We start from the raw sequence: 25,940 nt of genomic DNA on the forward strand, positions 1-25,940 counted from the left end.
GGCCTTCACGCCTGCCGTCACGTTCATGCCGGCCTTCACGCCGTCGTTCACGTCGGCCTTCACGTCGGCCTTCATGCCGGCCTTCGCCTCCGCGCCCACGTCCGTGCTCCTGTCCACGCTCATGACTCGCTCCCCCTCCAGATGTCCGTGAACCGGTCGAGCAGCGCGGCCGCCGCCGTCACGTCGTCCGTCAGCGGCCGGTCGGTCTGGTCCAGGCCGAGCACGGACTCGGCCAGTTCCATCGCCCGTCCGACCGGCAACTCCGGGTCGGGCCGCAGATCGCGCTGACGCAGCGCCCTTACGGCGGAGACCAGTTCGCAGCCCACGACGAGACGGTAGGCACCGCACGCCCGCAGTGTCTGCCGTGCGGCGAGCGAGGCGAAGCTCGCCTGTTCCTCGACGCCCCGGGAGAGTACAGCGTGGCCGAGCGAGGCGGGCGCGGAGAAGGCGCGCAGGTCGCCGAGGGCGGCCGCGGCGGCGTACTCCAGGATCATCACGCCGGAGGACGCGGGCTCGTGGTCGGCGAGGAAGGGGCGCAGGCGGGTGTAGGCGGGTTCGTTGAGGGTGGAGAGCCGGGAGGTCGACAGCCGCGCCACCTGTGTGACGGCGAGCCTGAAGTGATCCAGGGCAAGGGCGAGTTGGGCCTGGTAGAAGCCGCCGTGGTGGTACGCGGCCATGTCCTCGGGCGAGATGAGGGGGTTCTCGGCGGCGGCGTTGATCTCGACGACCAGGACCTCTTCGAGGGCGTCCGCGGCGTCCTGCGCGGGCCCGTGGATCTGCGGGACGCACCGGAAGCCGTACGGGTCCTGGATCCGCCCGAGCGGCGGGGTGGGCCGGTCCGCGGCTCCGATCAACTCCCGCATCCGACGCGCGACTTCGACCGAGCCCTGGTGCGGGCGTGCGGCGTGCACGGGAGCCGCGTACGCCTCGTGCGATCCGTCGACGGCCAGCAGGGACAGCGCGGCGACGACCTGGGTGGCCTCGATCAGCCCCCGCAGCTCGTCCAGGGCGAGCGCGGACTGCCCGAGGGTGAGGGCGTTGCTGCTGATGAGGGCGAGGGCGTCGTTGTTGTCGAGGGGCTGGGGTTCGGGGGGCAGGCCCTGCCCCCCGGACGACACCTCCTCCCCGAAGGACGTCACCCTCTCCCCGAGACCGAGCGGCGACGGCCCCTGGGCCTGGACCGACGGAGCCTGTACCCGGGGCGGCACGCCCTGCTCCGGGGACCGCGGCCCGGACGGTGCGGCCGGCACGGGCGGCGTCCGCGAGGCGTCCGGCCCCCGCCAGGGATGCTCCCCCACCAGCGCAAGGCCCACCTGGGCCAGTGCCGCGATGTCCCCGGTACCCACCGACCCGAACTCGTTCACGACCGGGTACGCGCCGGTCTCCAGGGCCTCGCACAGTGCCGTGACGACGGTGGGCCGCAGGCCCGCTCCGCCCGCCAGGAGCTGGTTGGCGCGGACGGCGAGCATGGCCCGGACCTGGCGGGCGGGCAGCTCCTCGCCGATGGCACCGGCGTGGCTGCGCAGCAGGCGCAGCCCGTGCTCGGCGGCGGCCTCGGTCGGCACGTCCTCGTTCCGGTTGGCGCCGACGCCGGTGGAACGCCCGTAGACGCGACCGGTGGCGGCGATCTGCCGGGCGGCGTCCCAGGACTGCTCGACGCGCTTCATCGCCTCGGTGCCGGGAACGGGCCGCGCGGCCCCGTCGGCGAGCCGCACGATGTCGGTGACACCGGTGCTGCGCCCGTCGAGCACCACGAGACCGGCGGTGAGACCGGCCACCACCGCACGCGACGTGTCCGCATTCCGAGACGACATAGAGCAAAAACTCCCCTCAATCCGGACATTGGATCTTGCCTGGTGGCCATAAGTAACCAGCGATTAACACCGGACCGTTGACAACCTATTCAGGTACAGAGAACTCTGCATGACGATATGCAGACCGGGCAAGGGACACCTCATGATCCAGTTCGACACGGTCCACAAGCGCTTCCCCAACGGCACCACCGCAGTCCACGACCTCTCTCTGGAGATGCCGGAAGGCGGCGTGACCGTCCTCGTCGGATCTTCCGGTTGCGGTAAGACCACCACCCTCCGGATGATCAACCGGATGGTCGATCCGACCTCCGGCACCATTCGCGTCGGCGGCAAGGACGTCCTCGAGCAGGACGCGGCCGACCTGCGCCGCTCCATCGGGTACGTCATCCAGCAGGCCGGCCTCTTCCCGCACCGCACGGTGCTCGACAACGTCGCCACCGTGCCGCTGCTGCTGGGCTGGGGCCGCAAGAAGGCCAGGGCACGGGCGGCCGAGCTCCTGGAGACCGTCGGTCTCGCCGCCGACGCCGGCAAGCGCTACCCGCACCAGCTCTCGGGCGGCCAGCAGCAGCGCGTCGGCGTGGCCCGCGCGCTCGCCGCCGACCCGCCCGTCCTGCTCATGGACGAGCCTTTCGGCGCGGTCGACCCCGTCGTCCGCACCCAGCTCCAGGACGAACTGCTCCGCCTCCAGAAGGAGCTCAGCAAGACCATCGTCTTCGTCACCCACGACATCGACGAGGCCGTCCGGCTCGGCGACCAGATCGCGATCTTCCGCACCGGCGGCCATCTGGTGCAGTGCGCGACCCCGGCCGACCTGCTCGCCCGCCCCGCGGACGACTTCGTCGCCGACTTCCTCGGCGCCGAGCGGGGCCTCAAGCTCCTCTCGCTCCAGCACCTCACCGACGTGCCGCAGGGCCCGGCCCCCGAGGGCGGCGCCTGGACCCTCGTCCTCGACGAGGCCCGCAAGCCGCGGCACTGGCGCGCGACGGCGGACGACGCCGAACTCCCCGTACGACCGCTCAAGGACACCGACTCCCTGCTCGCGGCGCTCAACGAGTCGATCGCCTCGCCCACCGGACTGGTGGCACGTGTAGACGCCGACGGCGTACTCACCGGCGTCACCTCCCGCGACGACATCCACGAGCACGCGAGCAAGACGCACGGCACCCCCGGCACCGCGAGCGTGGCGATATGACCGTCGACTGGTCCTGGATGGGTGACCACACCCACGACCTCACCTCCCTCGCCCTCTCCCACCTCCAGGCCGCGCTGCTGGCCGTCTTCTTCGGCCTGCTGATCTCCCTCCCGCTGGCCGTCGTGGCCCACCGGGTGCGCGCCCTGCGCGGCGTGCTCCTCGGCCTCTCGAACGTCCTCTTCACGATCCCGTCGATCGCGATCTTCGTCCTCCTGCTCCCGGTGAGCGGCCTGACCCGCACCACCACGGTCATCGGCCTGACGGTCTACACCCTGGTCGTGCTGCTCCGGAACACGGTCGAGGGCCTCGACTCGGTCCCCGCGAAGACCAAGGAAGCCGCCAAGGCGATGGGCACCCGCCCGCTGCGGACCCTGCTCACCGTCGAACTCCCGCTCGCCCTCCCCGTGATCATGGCGGGCGTGCGGATCGCGACGGTCATGTCGATCTCCCTGGTCTCCGTCGCCACCTACATCGGCGACGGCGGACTCGGCCAGCTCTTCACGGACGGTTTCCAGCGCAACTTCCCGACACCGGTGATCGTCGGCGTGGTCCTGACCCTGCTGCTTGCGCTGGTCGCGGACGCGCTGCTGGTCGCGATCCAGTACGTACTCACTCCGTGGACGAGGCGGCGAGCCTGACATGTACGAACTCTTCAAGAACCTCGCCAAGTGGCTGGTCAGCGGCGATCAGTGGGCCGGCACCGACGGCATCGCGCACCGGATCGCCGAGCACCTGGAGTACTCGCTCCTCGCCACCCTCATCGCGGCCGCGATCGCGCTCCCGCTCGGCCTGCTGATCGGTCACACCGGCAAGGGCGCCTTCCTCGCCATCAACCTGTCCTCCTTCGGCCGGGCGCTGCCGACCGTGGGCCTGGTCGTCCTGGTCTTCCTGGTGAGCGGCCTGTCGCTGTGGTCGGTGTACGTGGCCCTCGTCGTCCTCGCGGTACCCGCCATCGTCACCAACACCTACGCCGGCATGAGCGCCGTCGACCCGGAGGTGAAGGACGCGGCGCGGGGCCAGGGCATGCGCGGCCACCAGGTCCTGTTCCAGGTCGAGATCCCGCTGGCCCTTCCGCTGATCATGACAGGCCTGCGCCTCTCCCTCATCCAGGTGGTGTCCACCGCCACGATCGCCGCGTACGTCAGCTTCGGCGGCCTCGGCCGGTACGTCTTCGACGGCCTGGCGCAGCGCGATCTCGTCCAGGTCCTCGGCGGGGCGGCGCTGGTCGCGATCGTCGCCGTCGTGCTCGACCTCGCGCTGGCCGGACTCCAGCGCCACCTGTTCCGTCACCGCCGCACCGCCGCCCACTGAGGAGCCGAAGAACCATGAACCGTAGGACTCTGCTCGGCGGCCTCTTCGCCGCGGCCTCCGTCCCCGCCCTGGCCGCCTGCAGCAGCGGCATCACCTCGCTCGACAGTTCCGGCGGCGGCAGCGGTGGCGGCTCCGGATCGAGCGCCGGCGGGCTGACCATCGGCACCGCCAACTTCAGCGAGAACCAGATCCTCGGCTACCTGTACGCGGGTGTCCTGGGCGCCGCGGGCATCAAGACGAAGGTCCGCCCCAACCTCGGCTCACGCGAGATCGTCGTGCCCGCGCTGGAGGGCGGCGACATCGACCTCCTCCCCGAATACCAGGGCAGCCTGCTCCTGTACCTGGACGACAAGGCCACGGACACCGAGGCCGGGGCGATGCAGAACACGCTGACGACCGTGCTCCCCAGCGGCCTCGAGGTCCTCCCCTACGCGGCGGCCGAGGACCGCGACAGCTTCGCCGTCACCAAGGAGACGGCGGCCAAGTACGGTCTGACCTCGCTCGCCGACCTGCGCAAGGCCAACGGCGAACTGGTCCTGGGTGCCGCCGCCGAGATGAAGAAGCGGGTCGTCGGTGTCGTGGGCCTCAAGGACCGCTACGGGGTGGAGTTCAAGGAGTTCAAGTCCCTCGACTCCTCGGGCCCGCTGGTCAAGGGCGCACTGAAGAAGGGCGACATCGACGTCGCCAACGTCTTCACCACGGACGTGGACGTCATCGAGAACGGCTGGGTCGTCCTCACCGACCCCCTCAACCTGATCCCCTCCCAGCACGTCGTCCCCCTCATCGCCTCCCGCAAGGCCGACGCGAAGGTCCGCAAGGCCCTGGCCACCCTCGGCAACGTCCTCACCTCCGAGGAACTGACCAAGCTCAACCGCCTGGTGGACAAGGAGAAGAAGGACCCGGACGCGGTCGCCAACACCTGGCTGAAGACCAAGAAGCTGGCGTGAGCGGTCGGAAGTCGTCGGGGCCAGTCGTCGGGCTGGAGGTGTGGGCCGGGGTGGGCGTAGCCGGTAGCGCGGGGTACGGCTGTCGGCCTCGTCTTCGGACACCGGTCGGGCCGAGGTCTTCAGGGGCGCGGGGAACTGCGCGGCCGGCCCCCACCGGGCGGCAGCCGAACGACTACGGGTGTCCGGGGCCTGGGGCGGAGCCCCAGGGATGATGGGGGTCCCCCTGCTCGAGCCAAGTCGAGAACTTGGGGGAGGGTAGGGGCGGCGGCGGGGGCGGGAGATCTGGGGGCTATACCCGGACCGCTGAGCCCCGTTCGCTCATCCTCGGCGCGCACAGGATCCGCTTCTTCCGCACCCGTTTCCCCTCGATCGCCGCGACGGTCAGGCGTGCCGCCTCCGCGGCGATCTCCGGGAGACCCCAGTCCACCGTGGTCAGCGGCGGGGTGAGGACCCGGGACACGGGATGGTCGTCGAAGCCGACCACCGAGACGTCCCGGCCGACGGACAGCGAGGCCTCGGCGGCGGCGGCGTACACCCCGTACGCCAGCGAGTCGGAGAAGCAGAAGACGGCGGTCGCGGGCCGGGGCCCGTCCAGGAGGCGCCGGGCGACGACCGTGGCCTCGCCCAACTCCTGCGGGCACGGAACCAGTTCGGCACGCAACCCGAGCCGTTCGGCGGCCTCGCGGACGTACACGTCGGCGGGCCGGTCGGGCGTGCTCGGCCGGGTCGGGGTCAGCACGGTCACCCGGCGGTGGCCGAGCCCGTACAGATATTCCAGGACGGAGTCGATGCCGGCCCGGTTGTCGAAGATGACCTGCCCGGCGGTACGGGCCGTGCTGAGCGAGTCCCCGACGGCCACCACCGGCAACGCGTCGGCGATCGCCGCCCACTCCTCGGCCGCGGGGTTCACCGGCGACACCAGCAACGCGTCGACACGCTGGTCGCGCAGCTGCTTGGCGAGCTTCAGCTCACGGTCGGGGTCACCGCCCGCGTCGAGGATCAGCGCGTAGCGGTCGCCGGCCAGCAGCTCCCGGCCGATGGCGGCCATCAGCTGCTGCTGCCAGAGATCCTGAAGGTCGCCCGCGAGGACACCGACCATGCTGGTGCGCCCGCTGGCGAGGGCGCGGGCGATGGGGTCGGCCTCGTAGCCGAGCTCGGCGGCGGCCTTGCGCACCCGTTCCTCGGTCTCCTTCGAGACGTGCTTGCCACGCAGGGCGTAGGAGACGGCGGCGGTGGAGAGACCAGTGGCCTCGGCCACCTCCCGGAGGGTGGTGCGCTTATTGGGCCTGGCCATGCCGGGAAGCCTACCGGGACACGTCCACCTTGTGAGCGCAAGGCCCGGCCGACCCCCGGCCGCCCCCCACCCACACTCCGTCCCCACCCCTGCCGCACCCCGCTCCCGCCCAGCCCCGCCCCCACCTCGTCCGACCGCTTGACGCCCCCTTGTTAACCGCTTAAGTTAATCGCATCAGTGAAGCGCTTAACCTCAGTACACCCAGCGAGGACCGCCGCGTGCCCACCGACGTCCACCAGCACATCTGGCCGCCCGCCTTCGTCGAGCTGCTGCGCGCCCGCACCGCACCGCCGTACCTCGACGGCTGGACCCTGCACCTGGCGGGCGAGCCGCCGTACGAGGTCGACCCGGCCGACCACGACGTCGCGGCCCGTACCGCACTCGCCCACGCCGACGGCCTGGACCTGGCCCTGGTCTCCCTCTCCAGCCCGCTCGGCATCGAGCACCTGCCGCCCGCCGAGGCCGCCCCGCTGCTCGCCGCCTTCCATGACGGCGCTCTCGCACTCCCGGCCCCCTTCGGCGTCTGGGCCTCGCCCTGCCTGTCGGCACCGGAGACAGCCCCGGGCGCGGTCGAGCGCGAACTCCGCCGGGGCTGCGCGGGCCTCCAGCTCCCCGCCACCGCCCTGCTGGACGCGGCCGGCTGGGACTTCTGCGCACCCCTCCTCGATGTCCTCACCCGCCACGACACGCCGCTGTTCGTCCACCCGGGCACGGCCCCGCCCACCCCGGGCACCCCGCCCTGGTGGCCCGCGCTGGTCCCCTACGTCCACCAGATGCACGCGTCCTGGTTCGCCTTCCGCGCCTTCGGCCGCGCCCGTCACCCACGCCTGCGCGTCTGTTTCGCCGCCCTCGCGGGACTCGCGCCGCTGCACGGCGAACGGTTCGCGGCGCGCGGCGGCGGGCGTGGCGAGGTCGACTTCGACGCCTTCTACGAGACCTCGTCGTACGGGACGCGTGCCGTGGACGCGCTCGTACGGGCCGTCGGCATCGACGTGGTCGTCAGCGGCAGTGACCGCCCCTACGCCTCGCCCACCGTCCCCGACCTCGGCGCGGCCGCCGCCGTCCACGCCCTGCGCACCGTCAACCCCGCCCGCCTCCTGAAGGGAGCCACCCCATGACGTACGAGGCCCTGCCGGACCGCACGCTCGACAAGCGCGAGCTCCAGGCCCTCGTCGACGACCTCGCCACCCGCCCCGAACTCTGGCGCGAGCAGGTCGCGTTCTCCGACGAGGAGCGCCACTACGCGTCGCTGTACCGCGACGAGTACGTCGATGTCTGGCTGCTGTGCTGGACCCGGCGCAACGACACCGGCTGGCACGACCACGACATCTCCTCCGGCGCGGTCGGCGTCGTCCAGGGCGCGCTGACCGAGTCCAACCCGCGCATCGGCGGCAGCCACCTGTCCGTCACCGTCGGCGCGGGCGAGTCCTTCTGTTTCGGCCCCGAGCACATCCACCGCCTGACCGGCGCCACCGACGACGCGGTGTCGATCCACGCGTACTCGCCGCCGCTGTGGCGCCTGGGCCAGTACGACATCACCGAGGACGGCCTGATGCGCCGGATCTCCGTCTCGTACGCGGACGAGCTGCGACCCCTGGACCTCCCCGTGGACAGCTCGGCCGCCTGATCAAGGGGCGGTATCGCGGCAGCGATGATCCGACGACGATTCAACCAAGGATCATTAAATCGACACTCAGGGTGAGTGTGCGTGTGCGTACGGTGGTCGAGCGCTACAAGCACACCTCCTGAGGGAGCGTCATGCCCCCGAACCGCAGGGCTTTTCTGGCGGCGACCACCGCCTCCGTACTCACCACCACCGCATCGACTCCCGCCGTCGCCGCTCCCCGCTCCCGGCCGGCGACCGCCCGCGCTGCGCTCGACGAACTCCTCGCGGGCAACCGGCGGTACGCCGCCGGGCAACCCCGTCATCCGCACGAGGAGCGCGCCCGGCGGCATGTCCTCGCCGCCGGGCAGCACCCGTTCGCGGTCGTCGTCGGCTGCATCGACTCCCGCGTCCCGCCCGAGCTGGTCTTCGACCAGGGGATCGGGGACCTGCTGTGCATAAGGACCGCCGGACAGGTGCTCGACGAGGCGGTCCTCGCATCCGTCCAGTACGGGGTGGAGGAGCTGGGCGTTCCCCTGGTGCTGGTGCTGGGGCACGAGCGCTGCGGGGCCGTCACGGCGACGCTCGAACACCTCCGTACGGGGGAACCCGCGCCCGGCCATCTCGCCCTCCTGGTGGACGAGATCACGCCCGCGGCGCTCCGTACCCGGGCGGTGCCCGGGGACTGGGCCGACCACACCGTACGGGCGCAGGCGGCCTGGGTCCGGGACGCGATCCGGGCGGACCCGGCCTTCACCGCGGCGCATGTGGCCGCCGCACGGTTCGACCTCGACTCCAGCCTGGTCACCCTCCTCCCCTAGGGCCTGTCCGGCGGGTGTCGGGCCGGATGTCCCCCGGGGGTGCAGCCCAGTCCCAACAGGGGGGCTATCCCCAGTGCCACGGGGGCCGTCACTCCCTAACGTGAACGGCATGACCGGTAGGGAAGCGGGCGGCGACGCCGAACTGAAGAAGGAACTCGACGCCACCCTGCACGCGCGCAGGGAATTGGGCGAGGAGTACGAGTCCGCGCTCGTCGACTCGTTCCTGGAGAAGGTCGAACAGCGCCTCGACGGCGCGGTGGACCGCCGGGTACGGCGGCAGCTGGCCGAGCAGCAGATGGTGGTGGCCCGCGGTACGCGCTCTCCGCAGGGGACAACCGACTCGTGGGGGGAGCGCTTCGGTTTCGGGATCGTGTCGCTGGTCCTGGCGGTCCCTCTGTCCGCGATCGGCGGCGTGGCGCATCTGCCCGGCCTGTTGGTCGCCTGGGCCGGCATCGTGGGCGTCAACGTGGTCCAGGCCGCGCGCGTCACCCCGAACTTCTTCGGCCGCCGCAGGGCAAAGTCGGACTCCGACTGGGAGGACTAGGGACTCCGACTGGGAGGACCGGGGCCTGCAGCGCGGTCCATCGTCGTGCACCTGGAGAGGGCCCGGCACCTGTGACAGGTGCCGGGCCCTCTCCACGTGTTGCGCGGGGACCGCCGCACCCCCGTTACCGGGGGGCGGGACGACGGCGGTCCCCGCGAGGGACGCGGGCCGGGTCAGGGCCGGGCTTGCGCGTCCGTGGCGTCCATGGAGGTCCGGGAGCCGCTCCGGAGGTCCTTGGCGCCGTTTTGGCGTCGGCCGGGGCGGGGAGCCGCTCCCGCCCTGCCGACACCCACTAATGTGCCGGACCCGTGTTAAGCGGGTGCTGCGCGGACGTGACGCGCTCGTACCACTTCCGCGAAGTTCCCTGCCGAAAGGCAGGAAGATCCCCCTCAGGAGGGGAACTTCGGGAAATATCCTCCTGCCACCTGCGGAAAGCGCCCCGACCGGCGCCTTCTTGCCCGCGGGCCGCCCGTCGGCGCCTACTGCTTGGCGCCGCCCTTGGCGAGGAAGGACAGCAGGTCCTGGCGGCTGACGACACCGGTGGGCTTGCCCTCGACGAGCACGATCGCCGCGTCGGCGCTGCCGAGCACGGACATCAGGTCGCCGACCGGTTCGCCGGAACCGACCTGCGGCAGCGGCGCCGACATGTGCTTCTCCAGCGGGTCCTGCAACGAGGCCCGCTGGGTGAACAGGGCGTCGAGCAGCTCCCGTTCGACGACGGACCCGACGACCTCGGCGGCCATCACGTCCGGGTGACCGGCGCCCGGCTTGACGATCGGCATCTGCGAAACGCCGTACTCGCGCAGCACCTCGATGGCCTCGCCGACCGTCTCGTCCGGGTGCATGTGGACGAGGGAGGGGATGGCGCCGGACACTTTGTCGTTGAGCACGTCCGCGACGCGCGCGCTCGGGCCGGAGTCCTCCAGGAACCCGTAGTCGGCCATCCACTCGTCGTTGAAGATCTTGCTGAGGTACCCGCGCCCGCTGTCGGGGAGGAGCACGACCACGACGTCGTCGGGTCCGAGCCGCTCGGCCACCCGCAGCGCGGCGACCACGGCCATCCCGCAGGAGCCGCCGACGAGCAGGCCCTCCTCCTTCGCGAGCCGCCGCGTCATCTGGAAGGAGTCCTTGTCGGACACGGCCACGATCTCGTCCGCGACCGTACGGTCGTACGCCGTCGGCCAGAAGTCCTCACCGACGCCCTCGACGAGGTACGGCCGCCCGGACCCGCCGGAGTACACGGACCCCTCCGGGTCGGCGCCGACGACCTTGACCTTGCCGTCGCTCGCGTCCTTCAGATAGCGCCCGGTCCCGGAGATCGTGCCGCCGGTGCCGACGCCGGCCACGAAATGGGTGATCCTCCCCTCCGTCTGCTCCCACAGCTCGGGGCCGGTGGAGTGATAGTGCGAGAGGGGGTTGTTCGGGTTGGAGTACTGGTCGGGCTTCCAGGCGCCGGGCGTCTCGCGGACCAGCCGGTCGGAGACGTTGTAGTACGAGTCCGGGTGCTCCGGGTCGACGGCCGTGGGGCAGACGACGACCTCGGCGCCGTACGCCCGCAGCACGTTGATCTTGTCAGTGCTCACCTTGTCGGGGCAGACGAAGATGCACTTGTAGCCCTTCTGCTGGGCCACGATGGCCAGCCCGACCCCGGTGTTTCCGCTGGTGGGCTCGACGATCGTGCCGCCGGGCTTGAGGGCGCCGCTCTCCTCCGCGGCCTCGATCATGCGCAGGGCGATGCGGTCCTTCACGGACCCGCCGGGGTTGAAGTACTCAACCTTCGCCAGGACGGTCGCCTGGATACCCGCGGTCACGTTGTTGAGCCTCACCAGCGGGGTGTTGCCGACGAGACTGATCATCGAGTCGTGGAATTGCACCGTTGTCTCCGGAGCTGCGTTTTAACAGGAATGGTCCCGTCAGCCTAAGGCCCTGGGTGACGGTTCACTCGCCGTTGAGATTGGCCGACCTGCTCCACGGGGCAAGCAGTGTTTGTACGGCTACGAGGAGGTGGCGGCGACGTATGTCGAGCTTGTCGAGGGCGAGGGTGGCACGGCGGATCGCGGCGGGCGCGGCGTACGGCGGCGGCGGGATCGGGCTGGTGGGTGCCGCGGCGGTCGGGCTGGTGCTGGCCGAGGTGCAGCTGGCGAAGCGCCATGTGGGCAACGGGCACGCGCACGCGCCCCGCGCGGACGGTCTCTACGGGTACGCGTACGCCGTGCAGGACGGGCCGCCGCTGCGGCTGACCATGCTGGGTGACTCGACGGCGGCCGGGCAGGGCGTGCACCGGGCCCGCCAGACGCCCGGCGCGCTGCTGGCGTCCGGGCTCGCGGCGGTCGCCGAACGCCCCGTGGAGATGTGCAACGTCGCACTGCCCGGTGCCCAGTCCGACGACCTCGACCGGCAGGTCGCGATCGCCCTCGCGGACACCTCGCGGGTGCCGGACGTCTGCGTGATCATGATCGGCGCCAACGATGTCACCCACCGGATGCCCCCGACGCGGTCGGTCCGCCATCTGTCGGCCGCGGTGCGACGGCTGCGTACGGCGGGGGCGGAGGTGGTCGTCGGGACCTGCCCCGACCTGGGCACGGTGGAGCAGGTCCAGCAGCCGCTGCGCTGGCTGGCCCGCCGCGCCTCGCGCCAGCTCGCCGCCGCGCAGACCATCGGCACGGTCGAGCAGGGCGGCCGTACCGTCTCATTGGGCGACCTGCTGGGACCCGAGTTCGAGGCGAATCCGCGCGAGCTGTTCGGCCCCGACAACTACCACCCCTCGGCGGAGGGGTACGCGACGGCGGCGATGGCCGTCCTGCCCACCGTCTGCGCGGCGCTGGGCCTCTGGCCGGCCGATGAGGAACGCCCGGACGTCTCCCGTCGCGAGGGCTTCCTGCCGGTCGCGCGGGCCGCGGCGGAGGCGGCGTCCGAGCCGGGCACGGAGGTCACGGCCGCCATGCCCACGGGGCCGCGGGGCCCGTGGGCCCTCCTCAAGCGCCGCCGGCGCCGGCGTGTCCCCGCCACGGACCCGGCTCCCGCGCCGACGCCGTCCGCGTGAGACGGCGGGCGCGTGGGACGCCGGGCGCGTGCGACGCCGGGCGCGTGCGACGCCGGGCGCGTGCGACGCCGGGCGCCGAGGGTATGTCCTGCCGCTGCGGGTGGGTGGGGGTTGGTCGCGCAGTTCCCGCGCCCCTGGGCCGGGGCTGCGCCCCGGATCCCGGCGCCCTGGATGCCTCCAGCAACCGAGGCGAGGAAAGCAAGCGCTTAGAAATGCGGTCCTAGTCACACCGTCGGAGCGGTGACCCGGGCGGTACGGGCGGGTAACTTCCCAAGCAGCCCTGCCCGTCCTCCCCATAGCGCCCATGGAGCCGTGATGCCCGAAGCCGTGATCGTCTCGACCGCCCGTTCTCCCATCGGCCGCGCTTTCAAGGGCTCCCTCAAGGATCTCCGCCCGGACGACCTCACCGCCACGATCATTCAGGCCGCCCTCGCCAAGGTCCCCGAGCTGGACCCCAAGGACATCGACGACCTGATGCTCGGCTGCGGCCTCCCCGGCGGCGAGCAGGGCAACAACCTCGGCCGCATCGTCGCCGTGCAGATGGGCATGGACCACCTCCCGGGCTGCACCATCACCCGTTACTGTTCCTCGTCCCTCCAGACGAGCCGCATGGCCCTGCACGCCATCAAGGCCGGCGAGGGCGACGTCTTCATCTCGGCCGGCGTCGAGCTGGTCTCCCGCTTCACCAAGGGCAACTCCGACTCCCTCCCCGACACGCGCAACCCCTTCTTCGCGGAGGCCGAGGCCCGCACCGAGGCCGTCGCCCAGTCCGAGGGCTCGACCTGGCACGACCCGCGCGAGGACGGCCTCGTCCCGGACGCCTACATCGCCATGGGCCAGACCGCCGAGAACCTCGCCCGCATCAAGGGCGTCACCCGCCAGGACATGGACGAGTTCGGCGTCCGCTCCCAGAACCTCGCCGAGGAGGCCATCAAGAACGGCTTCTGGGAGCGTGAGATCACCCCGGTCACCACCCCCGACGGCACGGTCGTCGGCAAGGACGACGGCCCGCGCGCGGGCGTGACGCTGGAGGGCGTCCAGGGCCTCAAGCCCGTCTTCCGCCCCGACGGCATGGTCACGGCCGGCAACTGCTGCCCCCTCAACGACGGCGCCGCCGCCCTCGTGATCATGTCCGACACGAAGGCCCGCGAGCTCGGCCTCACCCCGCTCGCCCGCATCGTGTCGACCGGCGTCACCGGCCTCTCCCCCGAGATCATGGGCCTCGGCCCGGTGGAGGCCAGCAAGCAGGCCCTCCAGCGCGCCGGCCTGACCGTCGACGACATCGACCTCTTCGAGATCAACGAGGCCTTCGCCGCCCAGGTGATCCCCTCCTACCGCGACCTGAACATCCCGCTGGACAAGCTGAACGTGAACGGCGGCGCCATCGCCGTCGGCCACCCCTTCGGCATGACCGGCGCCCGCATCACCGGCACGCTCATCAACTCCCTCCAGTTCCATGACAAGCAGTTCGGCCTGGAGACGATGTGCGTGGGCGGCGGCCAGGGCATGGCGATGGTCATCGAGCGCCTCAGCTAGTCCGTACGGGTAACCAACGCTGAGCCCAGCGTGACCGAATCGGCCCAGAGCCCGGTAACCACCGGGACTCTGGGCCGATTTGTGATCCAATCCCCCCCAAGATGTGACCTATCTCCCCTCGGAGAGCGATTTACGCAGGTCAGAGCCGCTGCGCGACTAAACCCCAGGGCCAAAGTCCTGTCCTATTCGTGACGTTACGCACTGACAGCAGGATGGTCCGCCCTTCAAGCTGATGTAGGAAGTCGGGGGGTCGACTTTGAACCGGGAGTACGTCAGTGAGCGCCATGCCAATTGCTCTGCTGCTCACCACCGCCGCGACCGCGGCCGTGGGCGTCGCCGTTCTGCGCACCCTGCAGGGTCTGCGCCGGCAGGTCGCGGCCCTGCACAACGAGCTGGCCGAGAGCCGCGCCGCGACCGTCCCGCACGGCCTCGTACCGGCGGCGCGCTCGGCCTCCGACACGGACGAGATACGCGCTGCCGTCGCCGAGGCGCTCGCCGAGGAGCGGGAGCGGGAACTCGCCGAGGCACGGGCGTTCTGGGCCGCCCAGGAGGCGCGTGACGTCTCGGACGCGCCCTCGCTGCTCGGTCTGCCCGACAGCGAACTGTTCATGCCCCGCGAGTCGGACTTCTTGAGCCTGGAGCCCCTGGAGCCGGTCACCGAGGCGGGCCTCGACGCCGACGAGTACGCGGGTGACTCGCCCGAACTGGCCGCGGCCCGTCGCCGTCACCCCTCGCACCCGGACTTCGTCCCGGTCCAGTCACCCGTCGTGAACGACCACGAGCGCACGGTCTCCTGCCTGGAGGAGCTCGCCGAGTCCCGCACGGAGCTGACCGACGTCCGCCCCGGGCCGCTCGGTACCCTCGACGTCTACGTCTTCGCCGACGGTACGACCCTGTGCATGACCCCCGGCCACCGCGAAACCGCGGAACGGCTGGCCGCGGCCCTGCGCGCCGGCGAGACTCCGGTCCTCCTCGGCGGCTCCGGCGTCTCCGGCGCCTACGCCCTGACCTTCGCCTGCGGCGAGGAGAGCATCTACATCCTGGCGGACAGGGTCATAGCGTCGCTGTAGGTCCCTGTGCCGGCTTCACACCCCGGCTCTCTTCTGCGCCTCCTCCACCAACATCAACGCCTCCGCGAGCTCCCCCTCGTTCCTCAGGACGACCGCCAAATCATGCGCCGCGACGGTGATTTGATCGGCGACGGCGAACATCCCCGCGTCCGGCATCTCCAAGGGCTCAGTCGCGGGGTCCTCCACACGCTGCGCCCACCGCGCCAACTCCCTGGCCAGCCCCAGCGCCTCCGCGGCGGCCCCCCGTTGCAGCCGGCTCTGCGGCGCGGCCCGCAACCGGTCGGCGAAGTGGTCCACGGCTCGGGTCAGCGGCGTCGTATCAAGCACGCCGCGAGACTACGCGCCGCGACGGGACTGTTGCCAACAACCGAACCCTCAGGCACCGTGGCGTGAAGGACCGGCTTACACCCCATTGCGTCCGGAGGCGCCGATGTCCCAAGTGTTCTCCCAGGAGACCCATCGCAATCTGCTCGCCCGCATTCCCCAATGCACCGGTCGTGAAGTGTCCGACTGGTTGCGCACCGTCGACGAAGGCCCCGCTCTCTTCCGCTTCGAGGAGAAGGTCAGCTGGCTCCGCGCCGAGCACAACCTCGCGTACGGCCACGCCAAGGCGATCATTCATGAGTACGACTTGAGGAGGGCCGCGCGCAAACTGCTCTGAGCGCGCACCACCACCAGGACCAGGCATCCCCATGGCAAAGGGCCCGCGAACCGTCGGTTCGCGGGCCCTTCAGGTCGCTCACCGGCCCGTTCGGCCGGCGGGGTCGGCTAGTCGTCGCCGCTGAAGATGGCGACCAGCCGCAGCATCTCGACGTAGATCCACACGAGGGTCATGGTCAGGCCGAACGCGGCCAGCCAGGCCTCCTCCTTCGGCGCCCCGTACGCGATGCCGTCCTCGATCTGCTTGAAGTCGAGGGTCAGGAAGAACGCGCCGATCAGGATCGCCAGGATGCCGACGATCGCGCCCAGCGGGCCCATGCTGCGCAGTCCGCCGTCGCCCGCAACGCCGAAGACGACGAGCAGCAGGTTGACCGCCATGACGACCACGAAGGCGATCGCGATGGCCATACCGATGCGCGCGTACCGCGCGGTCACCCGGATCCAGCCCGCCTTGTAGACGAGTAGGGTCGCTCCGGCCACCGCCATGGTGCCGAGCACGGCCTGGAAGGGCGCGCCGCTCCACCGGCTGTTGTACATCTCGCTGATGACCCCGAGGAAGACGCCCTCGAAGGCGGCGTAACCGAGGATCAGCGCGGGCGAGGCCGTGCGCTTGAAGGACTGCACCATCGCGAGGACGAACGCGACGAGCGCGGCGCCGATGGCGAGCCCGTAGCTGGTGCTGGACACCGGAAGCAGCGCCCAGGCGAGGATCGCGCCCACGGTGACGATGCCGAGCGTCATGGCCGAGCGCATGACGACGTCGTCCATCGTCATCCGGCCGGTGGAGACCGGGGCCTGCGGCGGGGCACCCTGCTGCAGGTCCTGCTGGGCGTAAGGGTTCTGCGCGTAGGGGTTGCCACCCTGCGCGTACGGATTGGCCTGCGTGCCGACAGCGGGTCCCCCGGCCTGCGGCGCCGCGTTGAATCCCGCGTAGCCGTTGTCGCGGCTGAACCCCCGTCGCGAGAAGACCGGGTTGCTGCTCCTCATTTCACTCCTCCATGGCCACCGTGCGTGGGCCTTGGCTCAAGGGTAATGGGTAGGCAAAGGATCGACCCTACTGCTTGAGGAGGATCTTTCCCTCACGCTGCCAAGGTACGCGTGTGTCTCCCGGCCCGCGCGCACTGGTACCAAGCCGTGACAGGCCCCTTGCGCCCTGCCCGGCGGGGGTCTCGGGAGTCCGCGGCGATCAGTCCAGGGGAAACCCGGTGTAACCCTCCGCCAGGTCCGTCTCCGCCGCCCGTGACGTGACGATCCGGCGCAGCCGGGCCAGCTGGACGCGGTCCTCGAAGGGGGTCGCGTCCGGGGCACGGTGCAGCAGGGTGGTCATGTCGTACGAGAACCGCTCGGCCTGCCAGACGCGGCGCAGGCAGGTCTCGGAGTACGCGTCGAGACGTTCCGCCGATCCGGTCTCCTCCAGGTGGACCAACGCGCGGGCGAACGTCACCACGTCGCCGACGGCGAGGTTGAGTCCCTTGGCGCCGGTCGGCGGAACGATGTGGGCGGCGTCCCCGGCGAGGAAGAGCCGCCCGTGCCGCATGGGCTCGTGGACGTGACTGCGCATCGGGGTGACGGACTTGGAGGTGATGGTCCCGCGCTCCAGACTCCATCCGTCCGCGGTCTCCAAGCGCCGCTCCAGCTCGTCCCAGATCTCCTCGTCCGCCCACGAACCGGCGTCCGTGCCCTCGGGCACCTGGAGGTAGAGCCGGGAGACGACGGGCGAGCGCATGCTGAGCAGGGCGAAGCCGCGGTCGTGGCGGGCGTAGACCAGTTCGCCGTGGGAGGGCGGCACGTCCGCGAGGATCCCGAGCCAGCCGAAGGGGTACGTCCGTTCGAATACGCGGGAGCGCTCGGCGGGTATCGCCCGCCGGGCCACCCCCCAGAACCCGTCGCAGCCGACGACGTAATCGCACTCCAGCACGTCCTCGCGCCCCTCGTGCCGGAAGCGGACCCGCGGCCGCTCGCTCTCCGGCCCCTCCACCGCCAGCGCCTCGGCCCCGAAGAGCAGCGGGCCACCCTCCTTGAGCTGGAGCGCGATGAGGTCCTTGCACACCTCCGTCTGGGCGTACACCATCACGGAGCTGCCGCCGGTCAGGGCGGGGAAGTCGACCCGGTGCCGCTCCCGCGCGAACCGTAGCTCGATCCCGTCGTGCCGCAGCCCCTCCCGGTCCATCCGCCCGCCGGCCCCGGCGGCCCGCAGCACGTCCACCGTCCCCTGCTCCAGGATCCCGGCGCGTTGGCGCTGCTCGACGTACGCCCGGTCTCGGCTCTCCAGCACGACGGAGTCGATCCCCGCGTTGCGCAGCAACCGCGCCAGCAGCAGGCCGGCCGGCCCGGCTCCGATGATTCCTACGGTGGTACGCATTCGGCACGCCCCTTCGCGTTCCGCTCAACCCATGACGTGTTCGCGGTGTTCGACTTCGCCGCACGGTGGTTCATGTTGCTCGTCTTGCGCAGCTTGTTCGTCTGGTGAAATTTACTTCACCATCTTCGCAAGAGTCTCCGATCGCACACGCTCACTGTCAACGGTTCACGAAGAAATCCGGAGCGGGGCCCGGAGCGCCGAGCGGCGCCTGGGTCCGGGTCCCGCCCCGGTGTGCGTCAGGCGTGCCCGCCGTACGTCAATGCAGGTTCTGGACAGCCGAGTCGGTGAAACCGACGGCGAAGACCGAGCGGAGCGACAGATTGTCCGTACCGTTGTAGCCGTCGCAGGCGTTGCCGTTCTCGGAGATGGCCGGGAACTCGTACGGGTACGAGGCCCGCAGCGAGGTGCCGGCGCAGATGCCCTCCGTCAGCCCCCACAGCTCGTCCACCTGGGTGGCGTCGAGCTTTGGCCAGTAGCTGAGGGCCTGCGGCGAGCCGACCGCCCAGTTGCCGCCGGAGGCGCAGCTGGTCACAGCCCGGGTGTCACCCACCCAGGTGTGGGAGAACACCGCGGGCTTGGTGCCGCAGCCCTTGCTGAAGGCGAAGTTCAGCAGGCCGGCGCTGTCGGTCCAGGTCATGCCGCCCTGCAGACCCCAGTAGCCGGGGAGCGTGTAGGCGTCCTGGATCACGGTCTTGCCGCCGGACATGTTCAGCAGCCCCGGGTAGGTCGAGGCGCTCGTCGGGTTGAGCTGGTAGCGCACCACGCGGCCGCCTGCCGCCGAGCCGTACCACTCGCCCGTGACCAGCTTGTAGGGGCTGCCGCCGGTCTTGTCGAGGGAGAGCCAGGAGTAGCAGAGCTGCTGCGCGTCGGGCGTGCCGTCGCCCGCGTCGGTAGCGCACGAGTCCGGCGTGCCCGACTGCTGGTAGTAGTGCACCTCGGGCAGCACGTACGGGTAACCGCAGGCGCTGGACGTGCCGCCGCTGACCCCGTACGAGTTGAGGCCGGAGCCATAGGTGTCGACCTTCGCCATCTTGTTGATGTCGAAGACCCGGATGCCGTGGGCCGTGTCGGTGACGTAGATGTAGTTCGCGTACCAGGCGATGCCGCCGCCGTGACCGGTGACGAACTTGAAGTTCGAGGCGCTGGACGAGGTGCTGGTCGGCTCGGCGAGCAGGACGTGGCGGTACTTGCCGGTGTCCCTGTCGATGAAGGTGAGCTTGAGCAGGTTGTTCGTCTTGCAGCCGTCGTTGGCCTCGAGGTCGCCGGCCGAGTCGGTCTTGAACGTCTTGTAGTGCCAGGCGACCGCTGTGACGTGCTTGCCCTGGATGGCGCCGTCACCCCCGTCGGCGGTTCCGGTGGTGCTCATGCCCTGCGGGAACCAGCGCGGCGTGTTGTCGTCGGCATGCGCCGAGGACCAGCACCAGGCGACCTTCTTGGTCACCGGCGGCAGCGCCTTCGTCTCGTCGCCGGCGCACGCGCGCATGGAACGCAGATTCATCCAGGTGTCGGTGGCCCCGGACGAGTTCTTCGTGAAGTCGGTGGTGACGACGTCCGTGAGGTCGACGTGGTTCGTCAGGACGTTGTTGTAGAGGTTGTTCGTGGCCGACTCGTAGCTCGTGTCGGTCATCTTGAACTGGTCGGTGCCGAGCGTCAGTTTCGACACCACGGGATCGTCCGCGGTCGCGGGCTGCACCGTGAGCCCGCCGAACAGGGCTGCCGTCGCCGCGAGGACCGCCAGCGGTCTCAGTGTCCGTATGAGTGCCACACGCACCCTTCCATCGGATGAACGGAGCATGCCTCCGTTCGGAACATGACATGTCAGATGGAGATCATAAGGGCCGTGTTTCTTCCTGTGGGCGAAGCTCGAACGGCCATGCGGCGATGCCGAGTTGCCCCTGAAGAGCGTCGCGCTGATGCGCCGGTGTTCACGGTGGACGTGGAACCGTCGGCACTGCTCGAAGTCGCCGTTGGCGACGACGGCGCGCGGCAGCGGGAGCGCCTCGCCGCCGGGGGCTCCATTTCGCCGCGACCAGGTCGCGGTCGACGCGATTCCAGGAACCCGCGAAACGGCAGCCGTCGAGGTGAAGGACGAACACGATGCGTTCCCGCGGTGTTCCCGCGACACGAAAGAGGTATGGGGCCTTCTGCCGTTTTGTCGGGTCAGGTGTCATATGAGAGGAGGTGCCCGGAACCGGACTTGAACCGGTACGCCCGCGAGGGGCAGCGAGGTTTAAGCTCGCCGTGTCTGCATTCCACCATCCGGGCAGGCCATGGGCTCCGCATTGAGGATCCGAGCCTATCGGGGCGCATCCCTCGAACTGTGGGCGAGCGAACCGATGTTGTCTTATTTTATTGACGTCTGAGGGTGCATCAGCCCCCGGTACGGGCCATCCGCACTTGCCAATAGGCTTTCGGGCGGCACAGACCCGCGTATACGGAATGACGGAATTTCACCGTCCGAACGGACGCACCCACAGGAGTCGGACCCGGACGGCGCTCGGGAAGCACTCAGGGAGCACTCAGGGCGCGCCCTCATCCCCAGGTATGACAAGACCGTCCGCGGTCCGACCCGAGGCTGCCCCCGGAACCGGAACAGCGGCTGACTCCAAGGCGCCGAACGGCCGCGAGGATGGGACACGTCCCCAGAAACGCCGTCGTCCCGACAGGAGCACCCTCCCGTGACCAGCACGCCCCTCGCCGACCGGGCCACCACCGTGGCCGCCCGCGCCACGGAACTGTCGAAGGTCTACGGACAGGGCGAGACCCAGGTGGTCGCCCTCGACCGGGTCTCCGTCGACTTCCGGCAGGCCGAGTTCACCGCGATCATGGGCCCCTCGGGGTCCGGCAAGTCCACGCTGATGCACTGCGTGGCGGGCCTCGACACCTTCTCCTCCGGCTCCGTGCGCATCGGGGAGACCGAGCTCGGCTCCCTCAAGGACAAGCAGCTCACCAAGCTCCGCCGGGACAAGATCGGCTTCATCTTCCAGGCGTTCAACCTGCTGCCGACGCTGACGGCCCTGGAGAACATCACCCTCCCGATGGACATCGCGGGCCGCAAGCCCGACCGCGAGTGGCTGGACAAGGTCATCACGATGATCGGTCTCTCCGACCGCCTCAGCCACCGGCCCTCCCAGCTCTCCGGCGGCCAGCAGCAGCGCGTCGCCGTCGCCCGCGCGCTCGCCTCCCGGCCCGACATCATCTTCGGCGACGAGCCGACCGGAAACCTCGACTCGCGCTCAGGTGCCGAGGTGCTGGGCTTCCTGCGCAACTCGGTACGGGAGTTGGGGCAGACCGTGGTGATGGTGACCCACGACCCGGTGGCGGCGGCCTACGCGGACCGGGTGGTCTTCCTCGCGGACGGACGGATCGTGGACGAGGTGTACGGACCGACGGCGGACTCCGTCCTGGACCGCATGAAGCAGTTCGACGCCAAGGGCCGCACCAGCTGACCGAGAAAGACGCGCGCCGGCGCTCTCAAGGGGCGCGGGTAACTACGCGCCCAGCCCCCACCGGCCCGCGTCCGACGGACTCACCGCAGAGACAGCCACACCCTCCGCCTGCCGACCGCCTCACCCTCCTGGACTGAGAAACCCCATGTTCCGAACCGCCTTGCGCAACGTGCTCGCGCACAAGGCCAGGCTCCTGATGACCGTGCTCGCCGTAATGCTCGGCGTGGCGTTCGTATCGGGCACCCTGGTCTTCACCAACACCATCTCCGACGCCTACCAGAAGAGCTCCGCCAAGGGCTTCGACCAGGTCGACGTCGCCATCCAGCCCAAGGCCCAGGACGACAAGGGCGACAAGGTCGGCAAGGAGCAGAAGCTCACGCAGGCACTGCTCGAGAAGGCCTCCACGGTCCCCGGCGCCGGCGCCACCACGGGCGTCGTGACCGGCTTCACCGCGATAGCCGACAAGGACGGCAAACTCGTCGGCAGCGGCTTCCAGTCGCAGGGCGGCAACTACTGGGGCACCAAGGACGCCCGCTACCCGCTGACCAGCGGCCACGCGCCCAAGGGCAAGAACGAGGTCGCGATCGACTCGGAGACCGCGAGGCGCGCGGGCTACAAGGTCGGCGACACCGTACGGCTGTCCGTCGACGGCCCCGTCCTCGCCCCCACCGTCGCCGGCGTGTTCACCACCGACGACGGCAACGTCGCGGCCGGCGGCAGCCTCGCCCTCTTCGACACCGCGACCGCGCAGCAGCTCTTCCACCGCGTAGGCGAGTACGACGAGATCGACGTGAAGGCCGCGTCCGGCACCAGCCAGACCGCCCTGCGCGCCGCCCTCGACCAGGTCATCCCGAAGGGCGTCGCCACCACCACCACCGGCCAGCAGCTCGCCGACGACCAGGCGAGCGCGATCGCCTCCGCGATGAGCGGCATGAAGACCGGCCTGCTGGTCTTCGCGGGCATCGCGCTGTTCGTCGGTACGTTCATCATCGCCAACACCTTCACCATGCTGGTCGCCCAGCGCACCAAGGAACTCGCCCTGCTGCGCGCCGTCGGCGCCTCCCGCCGCCAGGTCACCCGCTCCGTGCTCGTCGAGGCCTTCGTCGTCGGCACGGTCGCCGCGGTGGCGGGTCTGCTCGCGGGCATCGGCATCGGCGCGGGCATGCGCTCGCTGATGGGTTCGCTCGGCGCCACCGTCCCGGACGGCCCGCTGCTGATCTCGCCCGGCACGATCGCCACGGCCCTGCTCGTCGGCATCCTCATCACCATGCTGGCCGCCTGGCTGCCCGGCCGTCGCGCCGCGAAGATCCCGCCGGTCGCCGCGATGAGCAGCGTGCACGCGCAGGCGACGACGAAGTCCCTGGTCGTGCGGAACACGATCGGCGCCCTGTTCGCCGCGGCCGGCGTCGCCGTCGTCCTGTACGCGACGACCATGAGCGGCTCGGACGGCCAGGCCCCGATGGGTCTCGGCGCGGTCCTCCTCATCATCGGCGTCTTCGTGCTGACCCCGCTGCTCTCCCGCCCCCTGATCGCGGCCGCGGCCCCGGTGCTCCGTGTCTTCGGGGTCTCCGGCAAGCTGGCCCGCCAGAACTCGGTGCGCAACCCGCGCCGCACGGCCGCCACCGCCTCCGCCCTGATGATCGGGCTCACCCTGATCACCGGTATGACGGTGATGGCGGGCAGCCTGCAGAAGTCGATCGACAAGATGGCCAGCTCCGCGATCAAGGCGGACTACGTCGTGTCGATGGCGAACGGCGTCCCCCTCTCCCCGCAGGTCGCGAAGACCCTCGCCGGCCTCGACGGTGTCACCGACACCAGCCCCCTGCGCACCTCCCCCTCGCGCATCGACGGCACGTCCGAGATGCTGGCGGGCGTCAACGGCGAGTCCATCGCCAAGCTCACCGACCTCACGCTCGACGAGGGCGCCTTCAAGGTCGGCGGCACCCAGGTCGTCGTGGACGACGACACCGCCAAGTCGCACGGATGGAAGGCCGGTTCGGACCTCACGGTCTCCTACGAGGACGGCAAGAAGCAGCGCCTCACCGTCGCCGGGATCTACCACGGCAACATGATGATCAACGGCATCATGGTCGACAACGCGACGCTCTCCCCGCACCTGACGGACGTCGCCGACATGCAGGTCATGCTGAAGACGGCCGACGGCACGTCCGACGCGACCAAGAACAAGCTGGAGAAGGCCCTCGGCAACAACCCGGCCGTCCAGGTCCAGGACAAGAAGGACATCTCCAACAACATCGCTCAGATGTTCACCCTGCTTCTGAACATGCTCTACGGCCTGCTCGCCATGGCGGTCGTCGTCGCCGTCCTCGGTGTCATCAACACCCTGGCCATGTCGGTCTTCGAGCGCTCCCAGGAGATCGGGATGCTCCGCGCGATCGGCCTCGACCGCAAGGGCATCAAGCGGATGGTCCGCCTGGAGTCCCTGGTCATCTCGCTCTTCGGCGGCGTGCTCGGCATCGGCCTGGGCGTGTTCTTCGGCTGGGCGGCCGGCGAGCTCGTCGGCAGCAAGATGTCGACGTACGAACTGGTCCTGCCCTGGGACCGGATGGCTCTGTTCCTGCTCCTCGCGGGGACGGTCGGCGTGCTGGCCGCGCTGTGGCCGGCCCGCCGGGCGTCCCGCCTGAACATGCTGTCGGCGATCAAGTCGGAGTAGCGAAGAAGCGGTGACGAACATCGGGGCCCCGTTCCGGATCGGAACGGGGCCCCGGTCGTCGGCGGACCACTGTCAGTGGGCCGGGTTCCAGGTTCTGGCCCGCAGGGGCATTCCGGAGGCGCCGGAGGGCTCGGGGGTCCTGATCGCCAGTACCTGGTTGACGCCGATGCGGTTGCGCTCGAAGGCGACCGCGGAGGCCGCCATGTAGAGACGCCAGACGCGGGCCCGGCCCGGACCGGTGAGCGCCACGGCCCGCGCCCACTGCGCCTCCAGGTTGGTGACCCAGCGGCGCAGCGTGAGGGCGTAGTGCTCGCGGATCGACTCGACGTCGCGGACCTCGAACCCGGCGCGTTCCAACTGGGTGACGGTCGTGCCGATGGGCGCGAGCTCGCCGTCCGGGAAGACGTAGGCGTCGATGAACTCGTCGACGTCGTAGGCCGACTCGTCGCGCCGGGGCGGCCGTGCGATCTGGTGGTTGAGCAACCGTCCGCCCGGCTTGAGGAGGCTGTACAGCACCTCGGCGTACTCCAGGTAGCGCTCGGCGCCCACGTGTTCGGCCATACCGATGGAGGAGATCGCGTCGTACGGCCCGTCGGCGACGTCCCGGTAGTCCTGCACCCGGATCTCCACCCGGTCGGTCAGCCCCTCGTCCGCGACCCGCTTACGGGCGTACGCGGCCTGTTCGTGCGAGAGCGTGACCCCGACGACGCTCACGCCGTGCTCGCGGGCCGCGTGGATCGCCATCGAGCCCCAGCCGCAGCCGACGTCGAGGAGCCGTTGACCCGGCCTCAGATCGAGCTTCTGCGCGATGAGTTCCAGCTTGTCGCGCTGGGCGTCCTCAAGGGTGCCGCCGTCCTCCCAGTAGGCGCACGAGTAGACCATCGAGGGCCCGAGGACGATCTCGTAGAAGTCGTTGCCCACGTCGTAGTGGTGGCTGATGGCGCGCTGGTCGCTGCGCTTGGTGTGGAGGTGGCGGCGGCGCCTGCGCATCTCTTCCTGGGGCGGGCTGGGCGGCAACGGGAGGCCGCCCATCTTCACCAGTCCGCGGACGGCGGCCCGTACCTCCGGATCGCGCAGGGCCTCCGCGACGCCCCGCGCGTCCTCGCCCCGGTCCCAGACGAGCCCCGACAGCAGGTCGAGCGCGGTGTAGAGGTCGCCCTCCACCCCCAGGTCCCCGGCGACCCAGGCCCGGGCGAGCCCCACCTCACCCGGTTTCCACAACAGCCGGCGCAGGGCGCGCCGGTTGCGGACGACAACGGCGGGGGCGCCGGGAGGGCCCGCTTCCGAGCCGTCCCAGGCGCGGACGCGGATCGGGAGCGGGGCTCCCACCAACTGTTCGACAAGGCTCTTCAGCCGCGGCGCGGCGTCCTGCATGGCGTACACCTCCGAGACAACACTCCCGAACGCTCCAACACCACGTAAACACCAACCGGCCTCGCGCGCAGTCCCCCTTCCGCGTTACGGCTGGGCAAAATACCTGTACCCACCACGTTCTTTCGCGGGGGCGGGAGGATCGCGCGCTCCGGAACGCCGGACTTCCCCAGGCTTTCAGGGGTGCGGGGCACTGCGCGACCAGCCCGCACCGGCCCGCGGCCGAACAATGCCAAAGGGACCCCCCGC

The 25,940-nt window shown here is 70.5% G+C and carries 22 protein-coding genes and 1 tRNA gene; 14 read left to right on the top strand and 9 right to left on the bottom strand.

Annotated features, from left to right (window positions below):
- Positions 1-119: 119 nt before the first annotated feature.
- Positions 120-1,814 carry an aromatic amino acid ammonia-lyase gene (locus tag AAFF41_RS20715; protein WP_319748915.1) on the bottom strand — a complete coding sequence of 565 codons (1,695 nt, stop codon included), beginning with the start codon at positions 1,812-1,814 and terminating at the stop codon, positions 120-122.
- A gap of 142 nt (positions 1,815-1,956) precedes the next feature.
- Here AAFF41_RS20715 and AAFF41_RS20720 point away from each other — a divergent pair, with 142 nt between their 5' ends.
- Genes AAFF41_RS20720 through AAFF41_RS20735 form a run of 4 tightly spaced genes read left to right on the top strand, consistent with a single transcriptional unit; the run spans position 1,957 to position 5,264 of the window.
- Positions 1,957-3,006, top strand: a complete 1,050-nt coding sequence (locus tag AAFF41_RS20720; RefSeq protein WP_319748916.1) for an ABC transporter ATP-binding protein — start codon at positions 1,957-1,959, stop codon at positions 3,004-3,006.
- Complete coding sequence (locus AAFF41_RS20725; protein ID WP_319748917.1) at positions 3,003-3,644, top strand: ABC transporter permease; 642 nt, start codon at positions 3,003-3,005, stop codon at positions 3,642-3,644. Before AAFF41_RS20720 ends, AAFF41_RS20725 begins: the two co-directional genes overlap by 4 nt.
- Position 3,645: 1 nt before the next feature.
- Positions 3,646-4,317: an ABC transporter permease gene (locus tag AAFF41_RS20730; RefSeq protein WP_319748918.1), complete on the top strand. Its 672-nt coding sequence runs from the start codon at positions 3,646-3,648 to the stop codon at positions 4,315-4,317.
- A 14-nt stretch (positions 4,318-4,331) separates the two neighbouring features.
- Positions 4,332-5,264, top strand: a complete 933-nt coding sequence (locus AAFF41_RS20735; RefSeq protein ID WP_343324396.1) for an ABC transporter substrate-binding protein — start codon at positions 4,332-4,334, stop codon at positions 5,262-5,264.
- 289 nt (positions 5,265-5,553) lie between these two features.
- Here the strand turns inward: AAFF41_RS20735 and AAFF41_RS20740 are convergent, their stop codons facing one another.
- Positions 5,554-6,558 (bottom strand): LacI family DNA-binding transcriptional regulator, encoded by a 1,005-nt coding sequence (locus AAFF41_RS20740; protein WP_319748920.1) that lies wholly within the window; start codon positions 6,556-6,558, stop codon positions 5,554-5,556.
- A 218-nt stretch (positions 6,559-6,776) separates the two neighbouring features.
- On the opposite strand from AAFF41_RS20740, the gene AAFF41_RS20745 reads away from it, so the two are divergent.
- The 4 genes from AAFF41_RS20745 (at position 6,777) to AAFF41_RS20760 (ending at position 9,526) form a co-directional block, all read left to right on the top strand.
- Entirely contained in the window at positions 6,777-7,676 is a 900-nt protein-coding gene (locus AAFF41_RS20745) for an amidohydrolase family protein (protein WP_343324397.1), read from the top strand.
- Positions 7,673-8,185, top strand: a complete 513-nt coding sequence (locus tag AAFF41_RS20750) for a cysteine dioxygenase (RefSeq protein ID WP_054237280.1) — start codon at positions 7,673-7,675, stop codon at positions 8,183-8,185. Before AAFF41_RS20745 ends, AAFF41_RS20750 begins: the two co-directional genes overlap by 4 nt.
- 131 nt (positions 8,186-8,316) lie before the next feature.
- The gene (locus AAFF41_RS20755; protein ID WP_343324398.1) at positions 8,317-8,982 is read left to right on the top strand and encodes a carbonic anhydrase; all 666 of its coding nucleotides are present in this window, start codon (positions 8,317-8,319) and stop codon (positions 8,980-8,982) included.
- 109 nt (positions 8,983-9,091) lie between these two features.
- On the top strand, positions 9,092-9,526 hold the full coding sequence (locus AAFF41_RS20760) for a hypothetical protein (protein ID WP_319748924.1): 435 nt from the start codon (positions 9,092-9,094) through the stop codon (positions 9,524-9,526).
- A gap of 479 nt (positions 9,527-10,005) precedes the next feature.
- On the opposite strand, the gene AAFF41_RS20765 is transcribed toward AAFF41_RS20760, so the two are convergent.
- Positions 10,006-11,400 (bottom strand): cystathionine beta-synthase, encoded by a 1,395-nt coding sequence (locus AAFF41_RS20765; protein ID WP_054237278.1) that lies wholly within the window; start codon positions 11,398-11,400, stop codon positions 10,006-10,008.
- 143 nt (positions 11,401-11,543) lie between these two features.
- Between AAFF41_RS20765 and AAFF41_RS20770 the strand changes: the two genes are divergently transcribed.
- From AAFF41_RS20770 to AAFF41_RS20780, 3 genes are all read left to right on the top strand, one after another.
- Entirely contained in the window at positions 11,544-12,569 is a 1,026-nt protein-coding gene (locus AAFF41_RS20770; RefSeq protein WP_343324399.1) for an SGNH/GDSL hydrolase family protein, read from the top strand.
- A gap of 315 nt (positions 12,570-12,884) precedes the next feature.
- Entirely contained in the window at positions 12,885-14,105 is a 1,221-nt protein-coding gene (locus AAFF41_RS20775; protein ID WP_343324400.1) for an acetyl-CoA C-acetyltransferase, read from the top strand.
- A gap of 284 nt (positions 14,106-14,389) precedes the next feature.
- Positions 14,390-15,175 (top strand): hypothetical protein, encoded by a 786-nt coding sequence (locus AAFF41_RS20780; RefSeq protein WP_319748926.1) that lies wholly within the window; start codon positions 14,390-14,392, stop codon positions 15,173-15,175.
- 15 nt (positions 15,176-15,190) lie between these two features.
- Here AAFF41_RS20780 and AAFF41_RS20785 read toward each other — a convergent pair whose 3' ends face one another.
- Positions 15,191-15,502 carry a hypothetical protein gene (locus AAFF41_RS20785; protein ID WP_319748927.1) on the bottom strand — a complete coding sequence of 104 codons (312 nt, stop codon included), beginning with the start codon at positions 15,500-15,502 and terminating at the stop codon, positions 15,191-15,193.
- A gap of 103 nt (positions 15,503-15,605) precedes the next feature.
- Between AAFF41_RS20785 and AAFF41_RS20790 the strand changes: the two genes are divergently transcribed.
- Positions 15,606-15,836, top strand: coding sequence for a DUF4287 domain-containing protein (locus AAFF41_RS20790; RefSeq protein WP_343324401.1), 231 nt, complete (start codon positions 15,606-15,608; stop codon positions 15,834-15,836).
- Between the two features lie 107 nt (positions 15,837-15,943).
- Here the strand turns inward: AAFF41_RS20790 and AAFF41_RS20795 are convergent, their stop codons facing one another.
- From AAFF41_RS20795 to AAFF41_RS20810, 4 genes are all read right to left on the bottom strand, one after another.
- Positions 15,944-16,822, bottom strand: coding sequence for a Bax inhibitor-1/YccA family protein (locus AAFF41_RS20795; RefSeq protein WP_319748928.1), 879 nt, complete (start codon positions 16,820-16,822; stop codon positions 15,944-15,946).
- A gap of 199 nt (positions 16,823-17,021) precedes the next feature.
- On the bottom strand, positions 17,022-18,197 hold the full coding sequence (locus AAFF41_RS20800) for a 4-hydroxybenzoate 3-monooxygenase (protein ID WP_343324402.1): 1,176 nt from the start codon (positions 18,195-18,197) through the stop codon (positions 17,022-17,024).
- 256 nt (positions 18,198-18,453) lie between these two features.
- Positions 18,454-19,962, bottom strand: coding sequence for a hypothetical protein (locus tag AAFF41_RS20805; protein ID WP_240362270.1), 1,509 nt, complete (start codon positions 19,960-19,962; stop codon positions 18,454-18,456).
- A 417-nt stretch (positions 19,963-20,379) separates the two neighbouring features.
- Positions 20,380-20,462: transfer RNA gene (locus tag AAFF41_RS20810), tRNA-Leu, on the bottom strand.
- Positions 20,463-20,875: 413 nt separating this feature from the next.
- Here AAFF41_RS20810 and AAFF41_RS20815 point away from each other — a divergent pair.
- Positions 20,876-21,646, top strand: coding sequence for an ABC transporter ATP-binding protein (locus tag AAFF41_RS20815; RefSeq protein WP_054237271.1), 771 nt, complete (start codon positions 20,876-20,878; stop codon positions 21,644-21,646).
- Positions 21,647-21,791: 145 nt separating this feature from the next.
- Complete coding sequence (locus AAFF41_RS20820; RefSeq protein ID WP_343324403.1) at positions 21,792-24,320, top strand: ABC transporter permease; 2,529 nt, start codon at positions 21,792-21,794, stop codon at positions 24,318-24,320.
- Between the two features lie 72 nt (positions 24,321-24,392).
- Here AAFF41_RS20820 and AAFF41_RS20825 read toward each other — a convergent pair whose 3' ends face one another.
- A complete protein-coding gene (locus AAFF41_RS20825) occupies positions 24,393-25,694 on the bottom strand; it encodes a cyclopropane-fatty-acyl-phospholipid synthase family protein (RefSeq protein WP_319748932.1) in 1,302 nt (433 codons plus the stop codon).
- Positions 25,695-25,940: the final 246 nt, after the last annotated feature.

The sequence above is a fragment of the Streptomyces mirabilis genome, assembly GCF_039503195.1.
Classification (GTDB): domain Bacteria; phylum Actinomycetota; class Actinomycetes; order Streptomycetales; family Streptomycetaceae; genus Streptomyces; species Streptomyces mirabilis_D.